Here is a 14,659-nt window from a genome sequence, read left to right as displayed (position 1 = left end):
CAGCTCTCCGATCAGCTCGGGTCGGGGGCCGGTGCCTGTCCGGCGGCCTCTCCCGGCGCCGAATCGTCGAGCGCGGGCATCGTCAGGGTCGGTACCGACTCGTGGACGGTCACGACGATCACGGTGACGTTGTCGTGTGCACCGAGTGCCAGCGCGGCGTCGACGAGTCGCTCGGCCGCCTGCTGGGAGTCGGCCGCGTTGCGCAGGATGTCGCCGATCTCCTCGTCGGGCAGCTCTCCGGTCAGGCCGTCGGTGCACAGCAGCAGCACGTCGCCGGGGAAGGCCGGCGTGCTCGAGTAGTCGGCCACCGGGTCGACCATGCCCGCCCCCAGCGCACGGGTGATCACGTTGCGGCGCGGGTCGGTTCGGGCCTGCTCGGGAGTGAGGAAGCCGGCGTCGATGAATTCCTGAACCTGAGAGTGGTCGGTGGTGAGCTGGTTGAGCGACCCGTTCTGGAAGCGGTAGGTCCGCGAGTCGCCGATGTTGAGCACCAGCCAGTGGGGGCTCTGCTCGTGGGTGACGAGCACGATGCCGGTCGCGGTGGTGCCGGCGCGGCGCTCGGTCTCGGTGTCGATCTCCCCGATGCGGCGCTGGGCGGCGAGCAGCAGGTCGTCGAGTTGCAGCTGGGTTGCCTTGAGGTCACCGGCGCTGGTGGCCTCCGACAGCGTGAGCAGTGCCGCCTCGCTGGCCAGTTCACCGCTGTCGTGTCCACCCATGCCGTCGGCGAGCAGGTACATCCCCGGCAGCGCGAGAGCCGCGTCCTCGTTGGTCTCCCGGACTCGCCCCACGTTGCACGCGGCCGACCACTCGAGCCGCAATTCACCCACGATGTGTGTGCCCGAGACCGAGGCGTCTCGAACGATGGTCGCCGCATCCATGATCAGCAGATACTACCGCCGCGGAGCCCCTGACCCGCTACGCATGTCGACTGTTCGGTCTCGGCGTGTTGGGCGGGGCGCCGCGGCGGACGGCGGTCCGTCTGACCACCTACGATCGGGTCGCGATCCTCACCAGCCGCGCTCGGCGAGGCGGTGCGGCTGCGGGATGTCGTCGACGTTGATGCCGACCATCGCCTCGCCCAGACCGCGCGAGACCTTCGCGAGCACGTCGGGGTCGTCGTGGAAGGTGGTGGCCTGCACGATCGCCGCGGCGCGCTGTGCGGGGTTGCCCGACTTGAAGATCCCCGATCCCACGAACACGCCCTCGGCGCCCAGCTGCATCATCATCGCGGCGTCGGCCGGGGTGGCGATCCCGCCTGCGGTGAACAGCGTGACCGGCAGCTTGCCGGCCTCGGCCACCTCGACGACGAGGTCGTAGGGCGCCTGCAACTCCTTTGCCGCGACGTACAACTCGTCTTTCGGCAAAGACGTCAGCCGGCGGATCTCGTCGCGGATCTTACGCATGTGCGTGGTCGCGTTGGACACGTCGCCGGTGCCGGCCTCACCCTTCGAGCGGATCATCGCCGCACCCTCGGTGATCCGGCGCAGGGCCTCACCGAGATTGGTCGCACCGCACACGAACGGCACGGTGAAGGCCCACTTGTCGATGTGGTTGCTGTAGTCGGCCGGGGTCAGGACCTCGGACTCGTCGACGTAGTCGACACCCAGGCTCTGCAGGATCTGCGCCTCGACGAAGTGACCGATGCGGGCCTTGGCCATCACCGGGATCGACACCGCGGCGATGATGCCGTCGATCATGTCCGGATCGCTCATCCTGGACACGCCGCCCTGTGCGCGGATGTCGGCGGGCACCCGCTCGAGCGCCATGACCGCGACCGCACCGGCGTCTTCGGCGATCTTCGCCTGCTCGGGGGTCACGACGTCCATGATCACGCCGCCCTTGAGCATCTCTGCCATGCCGCGCTTGACCCGGGCCGTGCCCTGGCCGACCTCGGGGACGGTCGCGCCGTTGTGACTCACTGAAGATCTCCTCGTGTCGCAGTCTCGACCTGCCGCGATCGCAGCGGCGGTACCCCACCAGTCTAGGTGAGGGGCCGATCGCCCCTGACGAGGGTCAGTCCGCCTGGCCTGGGGTGACGCGCTCGATGATCTCGAAGTACTCCGGGGGCGTCGCGTGTCCGCCGAGCCGCAACCACCGGACGGGCCGGCGTTGCGCGAGAGCCCGGGTGTCGCGCACGGCGTCGTTGTAGAAACGACGCGCCATCATCACCCGTGTCTCGGCGTCGGCGAGTTCGACGACGAGCGCTGCGGACCGGCGATTCGGGTCGGTCCGCGCCAGTGCGGCCGACACGGTGTTCTCGGCGTGCTCACGCTCCGACGGTGCCGCACGCTCGGCCAGGTCGGCCAGGAGCGCCAGTTCCCGCGCCTGCGCGGCGACGTCGTCGCCCGCGGACCTGCGGTATCCGGCGGTCCCCTCGCCCGCGATCATCTCGGCGGACACCGCACGCACGACCACCGCGCGCCGGTCGAGGCTCGACTCGAGCGCCTGGCGGGCGAGGTCGACCCGCACGTTGAGGCGGTCGAGTCGATTCGCCGTGTGGTAGGCCCAGCCGATCACGAGCAGCACGGCCACCACGCCGAGAACGATCCAGGTGGCCATCAGTCCGACACCACGACGGGACCGGCGCCCACGGTGACGGTGTCGTAGACCCGGAGGATCTGATCGGCCACCCGCGACCAGTCATACCTGTCGGCGCGCACCCGCCCGGCGGCGACGAGATCCTCACGTGCCTCCGGATCGGCGAGGAGCTCGACCAGACCGGCGGCGAGCTGGTCCGGAGAGCCCGTCTCGACCAGCCGACCCGCCCGGCCGTCGTCGAGAACCCGGCGGAAGGCGTTCAGTGAGCTGGCGATCACCGCCGCCCCGGCTGCCATCGCCTCGACCAGGACGATGCCGAAGCTCTCGCCGCCCAGATTGGGGGCGCAGTACACGTCGGCGGAGGCCAGCGCCCGCGCCTTGGTCGCGTCGTCGACCTGTCCGAGGAACACGAGGTGCTCGGCGAGCGCCCCCGCCCGTCGGCGCAACGCTGCCTGATTGCCGCCGCCGACGACGAGGACTCGCACGTAGGGGAATTTCTCCACGACCGAGGGCAGCGCGCGCATCAGCACGTCGATGCCCTTGCGTGGTTCGTCGAAGCGACCGAGGAACAGGATCGTCCCTCCGGGGTGCGGATAACCGTCGAGGGGCTCCGCGTCGGCGAAGGACGAGACGTTGATGCCGTTCGGGATCTCGACGGCATCCGAGCCCAGCGACTCCATCTGCCACCGGCGCGCGAGCTCGGACACGGCGATCTTGCCCGCGATCCGCTCGTGGTAGGGCCGCAGGATCCCCTGGAAAGCGCTCAGCCACAACGACTTCGAGGTGGCTGTGTGGAACGTGGTGACAATGGGTCCCGACGCCACCATCAGCGACAGCATCGAGATGCTCGGCGAGTTCGGTTCGTGGACGTGCAGGACGTCGAAGCCGTTCTCGGCGATCCAGCGGCGCATTCGCAGGTAGCCCTTCGGGCTGAAGTTCACCCGGGAGACCGACCCGTTGTACGGGAGCGCCAGCGCCGGCCCGGCCCGGACGACGTACTCCGGGAGTTCGGTGTCGCGGGCGGCCGGGGCGAGCACACTCACCTCGTGACCACGGTCGAGGAAGACGTCGGCGAGTTCGGTGACATGGGCCTGGACCCCGCCGGGCACATCGAAGGAGTAGGGGCAGATCATCCCGATTCGCATGGCACTCCCCTGGTCGTCGTTCCCCAATCCCGATCGTCCCCGCCGGTCACGGTGGCGGTCCGTCCTGCTCCACACGACCACGCTGCCGGTCGGTCCAGTCCGCTTCCCAGAGCGGCTGCAGCATGTGCCAGTCCGCGGGGTGTGCGGCGATGTTGACCGCGAACGCGTCGGCGAGCGCCTGCGTGGCGGACTCGATGCCGCCGGAGGTGTCGATCGGCTCGCCGCAGCTCATCCGGGAGTAGGGCGCCTCCTCGAACCAGTGATGGGCCGGCAGCAGCGCTGCGCCGGTCTCGATCGCCAGCCGCGCCGACCCGGCAGGCATCCTGGTTCGCCCGCCGAAGAAGGTGACCGGCACCCCGTGCCGGGCGATGTCACGCTCGCCGAGCAGGCACACGATGCCGCCGGCGCGCAGCCGATCGGCCAGGCGTCCGAAGGGAGGCTGCTCGCCACCGCTCAACGGGAAGATCTCAAAACCGAGCGACTCCCGGTAGGCGACGAACTGGTCGAACAGCGACTCCGGCTTGAGTCGTTCGGCGACGGTCGCGAACCTGCCGTAGTGATGGACCAGCCACACACCGGCCATGTCCCAGTTGCCCGTGTGCGGCAGGGCCAGGACCACACCCTTGCCGCGGGCCACGGCAGCATCGAGCCGAGCCCGGTCCGGCGCCGGGAGCGTGACGGTCGACGTGACGGTCGCGCGATCCTGTGCCGGCAGCCGGAAAGCCTCGCACCAGTAGCGCGCGTACGAGCGCATCGCGTCGGCGACGAGGTCGTCGGGAACCTGCGCGGGTTCGACGCCGAGGACACGGGCGAGATTGCGCCGCAACTGATCCGGACCGCCGCGACGGCGTCCCGCATAGGCTCCGGCACGGTCGAAGACAGCCCTCGCCGCCCGCTCTGGTGCCCATCGGACCGCGGCCCAGCCCGCCCGGTACCCGAGGTCGGCCGCCAGCGCGCCGAAATCGGTCATCGTTGTCCCGCAGGTGGGTTCTGTCCGCCCGAGCCGGCCGGCGGGTCGGAGTCCCCGAGGTCGGTACCGGTCTCGGCGGTGTCCCCGGGTTTCGGGGTGATCGGGATGAGGTCGCGCGCACCCGGCGACTGGGCGATCGACCACATGCGCTGGCCGACGGTGATCACGCTGGCGATCGCGAGAAACCACATCGCGACATGTACGGCCCACCACAACCCGAGACCGGTGAGCCCGGTGCCGACGAGCACGATGATCAGCCGGTCGGGCCGTTCGATGAGACCGCCGTCGCCGTAGAGGCCACTGGCCTCCGCGCGGGCCTTGGCGTAGGAGATGACCTGCGAGGTCACCAGACAGATCAGGGTCGCGACGAGCAGCAGGTGATGGGGTTCGGTGACCGCGCACCACCACGCCAGCCCCGCGAAGATGGCACCGTCGGCGACGCGGTCACAGGTCGCGTCCAGCACCGCGCCGAATCGCGTACCGCCACCCCGGGCACGCGCCATCGCCCCGTCGAGCATGTCGAACATCACGAACAGCCAGATGACCAGCGTGCCCACGAACAGATGGCCCATCGGGAACAGCGTGAGCGCGGCCGCGACGCCGGCGAGCGTGCCGATCACCGTCACCGAGTCCGGCGTGAGTCCGGTCCGCAGGAGCGCCCGACCCATCGGGAGGGTCACCTTCGAGACCGACGCCCGACCCAGAATGCTCAGCATCGCGGAGTTCCTCCCCCATCTCGCCGTGCGCCGCACCCCGACGCTTCCCGGTCATCCATCGTCTGACATCGCCTCACCTGATCACGCCGCGTACGTCAGTCACCCAGACGTTGCCACGCGTCGGCCAGCAGTCCGCGGGTGTCCCGAAGCAACTGCGGCATGACCTTCGTCTCGCCCACGATCGTGATGAAGTTCGCGTCACCCATCCACCGCGGCACGATGTGCTGGTGGAGGTGCTCGGACAGCGAGCCACCCGCCGCGTAGCCGAGGTTCAGACCGACGTTGAAGGCGTTCGGGTTCGACACCGACTTGATGGTCCGGATCATCCGCTGGGTGAACGACATCAGCTCGGCCGATTCGGTGGCGGTCAGGTCCTCGAGGTCGGCGACCTGCCGGTACGGCACCACCATGGTGTGCCCCGGGTTGTACGGGTACAGGTTCAGCACCGCGTAGACGGCCTCGCCGCGCGCCACGATGAGGCCGTCCTCGTCCGACATGGTCGGGATGTCGAGGAACGGGTGCCCGGTCTTCTCCGCCGGCTGCGGGTCGGCGATGTAGGTCATCCGGTGCGGACTCCACAACCGCTGCAGGCGATCGCCGACGCCGACACCCTCGTCCCGGATCTCGCCGGGCGCGTCCCCGAACGCGGCGTCACTCATCGAGTGCCCCCGCCACCACGACCGTCTCCACGTCGCCCAGGGCGGTCTCGATCAGCTCCTTGGTGGGCGACTCGTTGCGCCTGCTCCGAACCCACTCGACGAGCACGGACACCGCGTCGGCGACCGGGACGCCGTTGACCTGGGTGCCGTCGCGGAAGCGGAAGCTCACCGCGCCGGCCTCGACGTCGCGTTCGCCGGCCAGCAGCATGAACGGCACCTTGCCGGTGGTGTGGTTGCGGATCTTCTTCTGCATCCGGTCGTCGGAGTTGTCGACCTCGGCACGGATTCCGGCGGACGCCAGCGAATCGACGACCCCCTGCAGGTGCCCGGCGAACGTCTCGGCGACCGGGATGCCCACGACCTGGACCGGCGACAACCAGGCCGGGAACGCACCCGCGTAGTGCTCGGTCAGCACACCGAAGAACCGCTCGATCGAACCGAACAACGCGCGGTGGATCATCACCGGGCGGTGCTTGGCTCCGTCGGACGCGGTGTACTCGAGTTCGAAGCGCTCGGGCAGGTTGAAGTCGAGCTGGATGGTCGACATCTGCCAGGTACGGCCGAGTGCGTCGCGCGCCTGCACCGAGATCTTCGGGCCGTAGAAGGCCGCGCCGCCGGGGTCGGGGACGAGATCGAGCCCGGACGCCTGCGCGACTTCGGCGAGGGTGGCCGTCGCCTCCTCCCACGCCTCGTCGGACCCGACGAACTTCTTCGGGTCCTTGGTGGAGAGCTCGAGATAGAAGTCGTCGAGGCCGTAGTCCTTGAGCAGGTCGAGAACGAACTGCAGCGTCGAGGTCAGCTCGTCGCGCATCTGCTCGCGCGTGCAGTAGATGTGCGCGTCGTCCTGGGTCATGCCGCGCACGCGCGTCAGACCGTGGATGACACCGGACTTCTCGTACCGGTACACCGCGCCGAACTCGAACATCCGCAGCGGCAGTTCGCGATATGAACGGCCCCGGCCACGGAAGATCAGGTTGTGCATCGGGCAGTTCATCGGCTTGAGGTAATAGTCCTGCCCGGGTTTGCGAACCGCCCCGTCCTCGTCGTACTCGGCGTCGACGTGCATGGGCGGGAACATGCCGTCGCGGTACCAGTCGAGGTGTCCGGACACCTCGTAGAGGTGCGACTTGGTGATGTGCGGCGTGTTGACGAAGTCGTATCCGGCCGCGACATGGCGGGCACGCGAATAGTCCTCGAGCTCCTTGCGGATGATGCCGCCCTTGGGGTGGAACACCGGCAGGCCGGACCCGAGTTCGTCGGGGAAGCTGAACAGGTCGAGTTCGGCGCCCAACTTGCGGTGGTCGCGCTTCTCCGCCTCGGCGAGCAGTTCCAGATAGGCGTCCTGGGCTTCGACGGACTCCCACGCGGTGCCGTAGATGCGCTGGAGGTCGGCGTTGTCCTGGTCACCGCGCCAGTAGGCCGCCGAGCTGCGGGTCAGCTTGAAGGCCGCGATGTACTTGGTGGTCGGGACGTGCGGCCCGCGGCACAGATCGCACCAGATGCGTTCGCCGGTACGAGGATTGAGGTTGTCGTAGACCGACAGTTCGCCACCGCCGACCTCCATGACCTCGGCGTCGTCGGCGGCGCCCTTGTCGTCGATGAGCTCGAGCTTGAACGGCTCACCGGCCAGCTCGGCACGGGCCTCGTCCTTCGACGCGTACACCCGCCGCGAGAATCGCTGACCCGACTTGATGATCTGCTTCATCTTCTTCTCGAGGGCGGCGATGTCCTCGGGTGTGAAGGGCTCGGCGACGTCGAAGTCGTAGTAGAAGCCGTCCTTGATCGGCGGACCGATGCCGAGCTTGGCCTCCGGGAAGAGCTCCTGGACCGCCTGTGCGAGAACGTGTGCGGACGAATGCCGGATCACGCTGCGGCCGGCCTCGGTGTTCGCGGCAACCGGTTCGACGTCGGTGTCGGCGTCGGGCGCCCACGACAGGTCGCGCAGATCGCCGTCCGCGTCACGGACGACGACGATGGCCTCCGGCCCCTTGTTGGGGAACTCGGCCTCGCGCAGTGCGGTGCCCGCGGTCGTCCCAGCCGGCACACGGATCGTGGCGGGGCTGGTCACCTGGACGTCGTCGGGCACGGGGGCGCTCCTAGGGTCGGGGCGGACACGCGAAGACGCGTCCGGGTCGGGACGTTTGCGACTCTGATGGTATCCGCGCCGCGTCGTCGTGGAGTGCACCCCTACCTTGTGGCCCTCGCGATCAGCCGAAGACGGGACTCGCCAGCCAGCTGTAGTCCAGGCCCACCCAGCCGGCGACGGTGTGCAGGGCTCCGAGCAACCACAGGGTCGCGATCACGATCGCGCAGGTGCCGAGCCAGAAGATGGCCTGCACCGACCAGTGCTGGCGGCCGATCCATTCCATCCAGGCGTCGTACTTGGCCCGCGCGAACTTCAGCAGCCGGTGCGCCCACTCGAACTCGGACGACAGGATTCCCAGCCCGAGGAACACGATGAGCCATCCGGGGCCCGGGTACGGGATCGCGAGGATGCCGCAGAGCAGGACGATCGTGCCGATGGTCCCGACCGCGATGCGGTAGATGCCGTGCCAGCGAGGGTTGCTGCGCACCACGAACCGACGGTGGCGGGCGAGGATTCGCAGGCGGTGCCGGCGGGATCCGCGGTCGACGTCGGCGCGCCCGGCAGCAGGATTCGACGAAACGCTCCGCGCCGGGTCCGGTGTGGAGGTCTCGTTCACTCCGGACTCGCTCGCCCCCGGTGTCGGCATCGTCTCCCACCCTGTTCGTTCGGCCCGGAAAGTGACGTCCAGGCTACGCGATCACAGCGGCGTCCTCCGGCGCCGGCAGGCTCGGCGTTCGACGGCGACGCCACATGAGCGCGGCGTCGATCAGCGTCGCGGACACCGTGACCGCGAGCAGAAGCGGATAGCACCCGGAGTACAGCACGACGAGCACGTCGTCGACGATGGAGCCGTTCGGGTCGCGCGGCATCATGAACAGCCCCAGGGCGATCGCGTGATCCGACGTCAGGTAGGGCCCGCTGTCCCACCAGTGCCGCCACCAGGTGAACGTCAGGGCGACCACGCCCATCGGAGCGAGCCAGTACCACCACGCACCCGCCGTCCTCCCCCGCCGAATGGCCAGGTCGAGCGCGACGATGAACAGGGGTACGCACCAGACCCAGTGGTGCCCCCACGCGAAAGGCGAGACCGCACACATCGTCATCCCGACGATCGTCGCGGCGAGAAGGTCGCGCGACTCGCGATGAGCGAGGACCGCGGCGAGCAACCCCAGACCGGCGACGATCAGCGCGAGCGGCAGCCACAGCCACGTCGGCGCCACGAAGACGGGCCCGCCGGGCGCGCGCTCGGCAAACCGTCCGATGTCGCAGTGGGCCAGCAACTGGGACACGAATCCGCGCACCGACTGGTTGGCGGGTGAATCCGCCCGGCCGATGCGGTCCGTGTCGGCGAGGTGACGGGTCCAGTAGGCCCACGAGTCGGCCGGAACGATCAGGAATCCGATCGCCACGGTCGCCGCGAAGGTCGCCACCGCGGTGCCGGCCGCACGCCATTGCCGGGTCACCAGCAGGTAGACGACGGCGAACAGCGGCGTCAGTTTGAGTCCGGCGGCGACTCCGATGGCCACCCCGCGCCACCGTGAGCACCTCCCGAGAAACACCAGGTCGATCAGGATCAACGCCATCACCAGAAGGTTGACCTGGCCGAGCCAGATGGTGGTGCGGATCGGCTCGAGGGCGGTCGACCCGATCGCGATCAGCGCGGCGAACACGCCGAGACGCGCATCGAGTCGGTAGTTCAGGCTCCGGAGACTCATCGCGACGACGCCCGCGAGCGCGGCGAAACCGATTGCCCACCAGACTATTCCGGCCATGCTCTCGGTGAGCAGAGCCAGCGGGACGAAGACCAGCCCGGCGAACGGCGGGTAGGTGAAGTGCAGACGCCACAGGACAGGGGCGTCGTACAGCGGTGCGGCGTCGAGCACGGTGGCGGCGCCCGCCCGGTAGACGCGGAGGTCGGTGGCGTTCTCGAACAGTCCGTAGAACGGGTTGGTGATGGGGAATGCCGCGATGTGCCAGGCGATCACCGTGATCGCGATGACTGCCGCGACGACGATCGCTGCCGTCGACACCGATGCGGGCGCAGGGCGTGACGACTCCGGCAGTTCCTCGGCAGTCCTCGCGGCCACGCGGCGAGAGTACGCCCGAATTGTGACATGGCTCACGCGAAACGCCGCGGGAAGCGGTCGGTTGTTCGGCAGACAGTCGGGTTCCGACGGTTCGGGGCGGGCTACCGTTGATCCCGGTGGGTGACGAGATCACCTTGGGGACGACACCATGCCACCGAAAGCGCCCTGGACACTCGGGCCGGCACTCGCTGCGGCGACTCTGACACTGGCCGTGGCCTGCACAGAGAACGGCATCGAGCGGGCCGCGATGACGCGCGCCACCTCGTCGAGCCCAGTCGACGGTCCGGCTCCACCGATTCGCATCGCGGTCGAGACCCCGTCCGACGTCGTGCGCCCGCGGATCGACTTCTGGCCGCTCCCCGACGACGCCGCCCTCAGGCCCGAGCAGCGCCGCGCCGCCGAGGCACTCGTCCGTCTGTCGTCAGGGAGCGACGGCGAGAAGCTCGCGCAGCGGTCCGCATGCCGTGTACTGAGCGACATCCAGTCACCGCCCCTCGACGCCCCGGGGTGGCGGGTACGGATCGTCGCCACGGACACGATGCAGTATGGCCACGCACTCCTCGCCGCACCGCAGCAACAGGCCGCGGACGATGCGGTCGTCGTGTTGGCACGGCTTCTTCACGACATCGACGCGGTGGCAGGGCAGCCTTACCGGCCCGTGTTCGTCCAGGGGTGCAGTCCTTACTGAGCTCGACCGATCGCCGCGCCGCACCCACGGAACGCCGGTGCGGCAACTACCACTGCCACCGCAAACCGGCGCTGTTCGACTGCCGGCACGTGGCGGTGCCGTCGGTTTGATACACCATCGCGCGAGCACCGAGTTTCGGGCAGGGGGTGCCGATACGGACCTTGGGCGCACGGGACACGGCATGACTGCGCCAGAACCCATCGCCCTCCGGCGAGCAGTACAGCGTGCCGTCGGCGGAGTCCATGCCGTACTCGTGCTGATAGCAGGGTCCGCCTTCGCGTTGAACCGAAGACGGCGTCGCTGACGCCCCGCCGACGCCGGCCACAGCGCCGATGACCGCTGCTGCCATGACTATTCCGGCGACGGACTTTCTGGCCATCAGTGATCTCCTCAGAAGTTCTCGTAGCGATATGCGTGGCGAGGGCAGAGGTCCTGGGTCGCGTAGAGCAAGAACAGTCGCTGTTGGTAAGCGGGCTGGTAGCTGCCGTCAGGGTTGTAGAAGACCCGCTCGGCAATCTGAGTGTCCGCATGTCGGTCCATGACGCCACAGGCCCGGTAGCCGCCTGCAACCATTTCCGCGTCAGTGGTGTAGCGACTGTTCGGCCAGGCTGCAGTGGGTAGGGTTCGCGCCTTGTTGACGAAAGCCTGCTCGGCGACAGTGATGGCGGACGATTGCCCGGTGCCGACGAGCAGCCCCGCACCCAGTGCCATCGTGGCCAGCATGCCGGTGATGAGTCGTTTCATCGGCAGAGTTCTGTCTGCGCGGCGGTGACGACCATGGCGGAGTTCTCCTTGCTGAGAAACAGTCCATCCGCCGCGTACAGCGCGTGGGCGATGGACGATGACGAACGGCCGGTGTCCAACTGACTACACACCCAGTAGCCGGTGTGAAGCGCGTCGTCAGCCGTGGTGAAACGTCGGCTACAACCGCTGGCGCCGTCGCCGGGATAGTCGAAGCACGACGCCGCTCCGGGGGTTGTTGTGTAGATCCCCTGCGACTGCAGAATGGCGAGATAGTCGCCGCGCGCTGCCGAGGCATCACCGGCACCGAACGCGACAACGACAGCCGATGTGAGCGCGGCGACTCCAGCAAGCCAGCCACAGCGTGTGGTCATGTCTGTCTCCAAGCGTCCGCCTGCAGCCGTGAGCCACCGATCGCTACAACTGCCGCCGCATCGTATCCATCCGCGGTGCCGAAACTTGAGGTCAATGGCTTTGTTCATCCGATCAATCGAACGCCGCACTGCAGCGTGGATGCCGTCCGCCATTGCGCTCGACCGGTCGCGGCGCCCATGGAACGGTCCGGGCTTCTATGGTCGGTGGTCGGTGGTCGATTGTGTGTCCACCGGTTCGTGTACCCGCGGAGGAGCGATGACAGTATCCAGCGACAGTCCGATCGACCGGGAGATCCTCGACCATCTGGCCCACATGCGGGACGACCTGACCCGGTTTCAGATGGAGTACCAGTTCGCGGTCGACGAGATCCTGACCAAGGTGACCATCCTGCGTACAGAGTTTCTCCACCTGCACCACTACAACCCCATCGAGCATGTGACCTCGCGGGTCAAGACACCCGAGAGCATCCTCCGCAAGGCGATGCGCAAGGGCATCTCTCCTGACCTGCCGTCGATCCGCGCACAACTGACCGACATCGCCGGCATCCGCGTCACGTGCAGCTTCATCGCGGACACCTACCGAATCCTGGAGACCCTGACCTCACACGACGACATCCGGGTCATCGAGATCAAGGACTACATCGCGGCGCCCAAACCCAACGGCTACAAGAGTTTGCACGCGATCGTCGCGATCCCGGTGTTCCTGTCCACGGGTCCCGTCGAGGTCGTGGTCGAACTCCAGGTCCGGACCGTGGCGATGGACTTCTGGGCCACGCTGGAGCACAAGATCTTCTACAAGTACGACGGCCGCGTCCCGGACCACCTGTCGGCAGAGCTCGCTTCGGCGGCCCGCACAGCGAACGAACTGGATCAGCGGATGGAGCGGCTGCACGCCGAGGTTCACGGCGACACGACCAGTTCGGCGCGGGGCCCCATCGACGACGACGTGATCCGGTATCTCCGGCAGCACTCGTCCACGCCGGAGGTCGAGGGAAGCGGGCCCTAAACGCCGGTGACCTGATGTTTAGCCGCCTTGGACGCGACAAGGTTTGCGTCGTTGCATCACAACAGCCTCGCCCAAGCGTCGGCGACGCTCTTGTGTGAAACGTGTCGCGGAACCGAACCAAGACCGACACCGCCAACGCGGCATCGCCGCCTTCGGCCGTGACGCCGAGGGGACGGCCCGGCATCTAGCCCCCCTGGCCCCGGCATTCTGCCGTGGACCGACCAGAACGGCAACTACGCCTCGCAGTCATCGGTCACCAACTGGTGGTGGAAGGCCCGGGCGATCGCAGGATGCCGGATCTCACCTTCAACAACCTGCGCCACTACGCGGTACTAGAGATGCGCAGACGGGTGCAACTCTCGCCGAAAATCATGAGCAGGCTCGGTCATCCAGCGTACGAGCTGCGACGCAGTTCCAGCACGCGGGGACCCGCGACGACGACCTCGCTCGTCGGACTGCTCGGTGACGCGCCAGCGCGGTCGGGTCACTCGTTTGTCGCGGTGCCCATCCACTCGTCAAGAACCTTCTGGACTGCGGCCGCACGCTTCTTCTTCGCAGGCTCGACAGCCGTCACGTGCGCGTTGAACTGTGCGAGCCACTCGTTGTCGAACTGGTACGGGAGCTGTGCGGTCGTCCGCTCCGCCCGCTGCGGGGCCCGCCTCAGCTCCTCGGCCGGGAACAGGTCGAGCATGCCAAGCATGTCACGTGGTGTCGGGGAGATCGCCTCGCCGCGGCGAACCCAAGTGATCACGTCGTTGCCGGCGCTATCAATGCAGATCCCGTTCTTGTGCGATATATCGTTGCGGATCAGCCGGACCTCGTTGAAGAAGGCGGACCGGACGTCGTTCTTGCCCCAGGGCTTCCCATCGTCGTCAAGGCCGTGCGCCGCCGCCAGTCGCGCCCTGTAGGTGTCCTCCCACGCGGCGTGGACCGTCGTGAACCATTGGGTGTACGCCATCCGGTAGATCGGCGGCGGCGTCCCGCCGGTCATCATCTCCCGCATCGCAGCGCCGATGTTGGCTGGCGTGATCACCGTCGGCGTCGCCGTGCTCGCCGACGTGAGGCTGCTCATGGGGATCGTGTAATTACTTGTGCTGCCGACGAACTTCATCGTGGTGAGGTCCAGGTTGTCCCCCACCGCCGGGTCTTTGTCCTTTGCCTCCTGCCACGCGATGACCTTCTGGGACAGCGCGTAGTTGGCGGTCAGCGCGAGGATCAGGCTCATCCGGTACTCCTCAGCGAAGTCCGCGATGATCTCTTCAACCGTCTGCACCCGCAACTCCTCCTCCGTACTCAGGGCCAGCGAGGCCGCGCGCGCCGTATCCCTGAGCGCCGTGATCCGTTCCAGAAACTCGCGCCCGCCCGCCAGTGACTTGAGCGCGCAGAACCCCCGTAACTCCGACACAGCCGGGGCTACGATGGCGCCGACTTCACCTTCAGTAGACTCCGCGAGAGCCGCGGCCAGGTACCCGTTAAGCGCATGCTGCATCCCGGACAGCATGGAACGCACCGCGACTCGGTCATCACCGGGCCACTGGGCAATCAGAGGGTCCAGGATCGAGTCAATGTGCGAGAGTCGTTCGGTCCACCGACCGACGAGATCGTCAAGAGGCATGCGGGACACGGTATTCGCGATCAGCCGCGATCAA

16 protein-coding genes are annotated in these 14,659 nt (G+C 67.9%); 2 read left to right on the top strand and 14 right to left on the bottom strand.

Annotated features, from left to right (window positions below; genetic code table 11):
- Positions 1-11: 11 nt before the first annotated feature.
- From AC3B6C_RS18740 to AC3B6C_RS18695, 10 genes are all read right to left on the bottom strand, one after another.
- Positions 12-878, bottom strand: coding sequence for a PP2C family protein-serine/threonine phosphatase (locus AC3B6C_RS18740; protein WP_010840931.1), 867 nt, complete (start codon positions 876-878; stop codon positions 12-14).
- A gap of 129 nt (positions 879-1,007) precedes the next feature.
- Entirely contained in the window at positions 1,008-1,919 is a 912-nt protein-coding gene (gene pdxS / locus AC3B6C_RS18735) for a pyridoxal 5'-phosphate synthase lyase subunit PdxS (protein WP_010840930.1), read from the bottom strand.
- A 94-nt stretch (positions 1,920-2,013) separates the two neighbouring features.
- Complete coding sequence (locus tag AC3B6C_RS18730) at positions 2,014-2,559, bottom strand: LemA family protein (RefSeq protein WP_488373733.1); 546 nt, start codon at positions 2,557-2,559, stop codon at positions 2,014-2,016.
- Positions 2,559-3,683 carry a glycosyltransferase family 4 protein gene (locus AC3B6C_RS18725; RefSeq protein ID WP_488373732.1) on the bottom strand — a complete coding sequence of 375 codons (1,125 nt, stop codon included), beginning with the start codon at positions 3,681-3,683 and terminating at the stop codon, positions 2,559-2,561. The genes AC3B6C_RS18730 and AC3B6C_RS18725 overlap by 1 nt, the downstream gene beginning before the upstream one ends.
- Positions 3,684-3,729: 46 nt before the next feature.
- Positions 3,730-4,653: a phosphatidylinositol mannoside acyltransferase gene (locus AC3B6C_RS18720; protein WP_010840927.1), complete on the bottom strand. Its 924-nt coding sequence runs from the start codon at positions 4,651-4,653 to the stop codon at positions 3,730-3,732.
- Positions 4,650-5,369, bottom strand: a complete 720-nt coding sequence (pgsA, locus tag AC3B6C_RS18715; protein WP_044506577.1) for a phosphatidylinositol phosphate synthase — start codon at positions 5,367-5,369, stop codon at positions 4,650-4,652. Before pgsA ends, AC3B6C_RS18720 begins: the two co-directional genes overlap by 4 nt.
- Before the next feature lie 95 nt (positions 5,370-5,464).
- A complete protein-coding gene (locus AC3B6C_RS18710) occupies positions 5,465-6,028 on the bottom strand; it encodes an ATP adenylyltransferase (RefSeq protein WP_004018806.1) in 564 nt (187 codons plus the stop codon).
- Positions 6,021-8,114 carry a threonine--tRNA ligase gene (gene thrS, locus AC3B6C_RS18705; RefSeq protein ID WP_014926605.1) on the bottom strand — a complete coding sequence of 698 codons (2,094 nt, stop codon included), beginning with the start codon at positions 8,112-8,114 and terminating at the stop codon, positions 6,021-6,023. The genes AC3B6C_RS18710 and thrS overlap by 8 nt, the downstream gene beginning before the upstream one ends.
- Before the next feature lie 121 nt (positions 8,115-8,235).
- Positions 8,236-8,760, bottom strand: coding sequence for a TIGR02611 family protein (locus AC3B6C_RS18700; protein WP_055474656.1), 525 nt, complete (start codon positions 8,758-8,760; stop codon positions 8,236-8,238).
- Positions 8,761-8,803: 43 nt separating this feature from the next.
- Positions 8,804-10,201 (bottom strand): glycosyltransferase 87 family protein, encoded by a 1,398-nt coding sequence (locus AC3B6C_RS18695; protein ID WP_488373731.1) that lies wholly within the window; start codon positions 10,199-10,201, stop codon positions 8,804-8,806.
- Positions 10,202-10,349: 148 nt separating this feature from the next.
- Here AC3B6C_RS18695 and AC3B6C_RS18690 point away from each other — a divergent pair, with 148 nt between their 5' ends.
- Positions 10,350-10,889: a hypothetical protein gene (locus tag AC3B6C_RS18690; RefSeq protein ID WP_488373730.1), complete on the top strand. Its 540-nt coding sequence runs from the start codon at positions 10,350-10,352 to the stop codon at positions 10,887-10,889.
- A 46-nt stretch (positions 10,890-10,935) separates the two neighbouring features.
- Here the strand turns inward: AC3B6C_RS18690 and AC3B6C_RS18685 are convergent, their stop codons facing one another.
- Genes AC3B6C_RS18685 through AC3B6C_RS18675 form a run of 3 tightly spaced genes read right to left on the bottom strand, consistent with a single transcriptional unit; the run spans position 10,936 to position 12,004 of the window.
- Positions 10,936-11,268, bottom strand: a complete 333-nt coding sequence (locus AC3B6C_RS18685; RefSeq protein WP_488373729.1) for a hypothetical protein — start codon at positions 11,266-11,268, stop codon at positions 10,936-10,938.
- A gap of 11 nt (positions 11,269-11,279) precedes the next feature.
- Entirely contained in the window at positions 11,280-11,633 is a 354-nt protein-coding gene (locus AC3B6C_RS18680) for a DUF732 domain-containing protein (protein WP_488373728.1), read from the bottom strand.
- Positions 11,630-12,004 carry a DUF732 domain-containing protein gene (locus AC3B6C_RS18675; RefSeq protein ID WP_488373727.1) on the bottom strand — a complete coding sequence of 125 codons (375 nt, stop codon included), beginning with the start codon at positions 12,002-12,004 and terminating at the stop codon, positions 11,630-11,632. Before AC3B6C_RS18675 ends, AC3B6C_RS18680 begins: the two co-directional genes overlap by 4 nt.
- Positions 12,005-12,260: 256 nt before the next feature.
- On the opposite strand from AC3B6C_RS18675, the gene AC3B6C_RS18670 reads away from it, so the two are divergent.
- Complete coding sequence (locus AC3B6C_RS18670; RefSeq protein WP_488373726.1) at positions 12,261-13,010, top strand: GTP pyrophosphokinase; 750 nt, start codon at positions 12,261-12,263, stop codon at positions 13,008-13,010.
- Between the two features lie 484 nt (positions 13,011-13,494).
- Here AC3B6C_RS18670 and AC3B6C_RS18665 read toward each other — a convergent pair whose 3' ends face one another.
- A complete protein-coding gene (locus tag AC3B6C_RS18665) occupies positions 13,495-14,625 on the bottom strand; it encodes a hypothetical protein (protein ID WP_488373725.1) in 1,131 nt (376 codons plus the stop codon).
- Between the last annotated feature and the right edge of the window lie 34 nt (positions 14,626-14,659).

The sequence above is a fragment of the Gordonia sp. 11cp genome (assembly GCF_057767225.1).
This window is presented reverse-complemented; position numbering and strand designations above follow the sequence as displayed.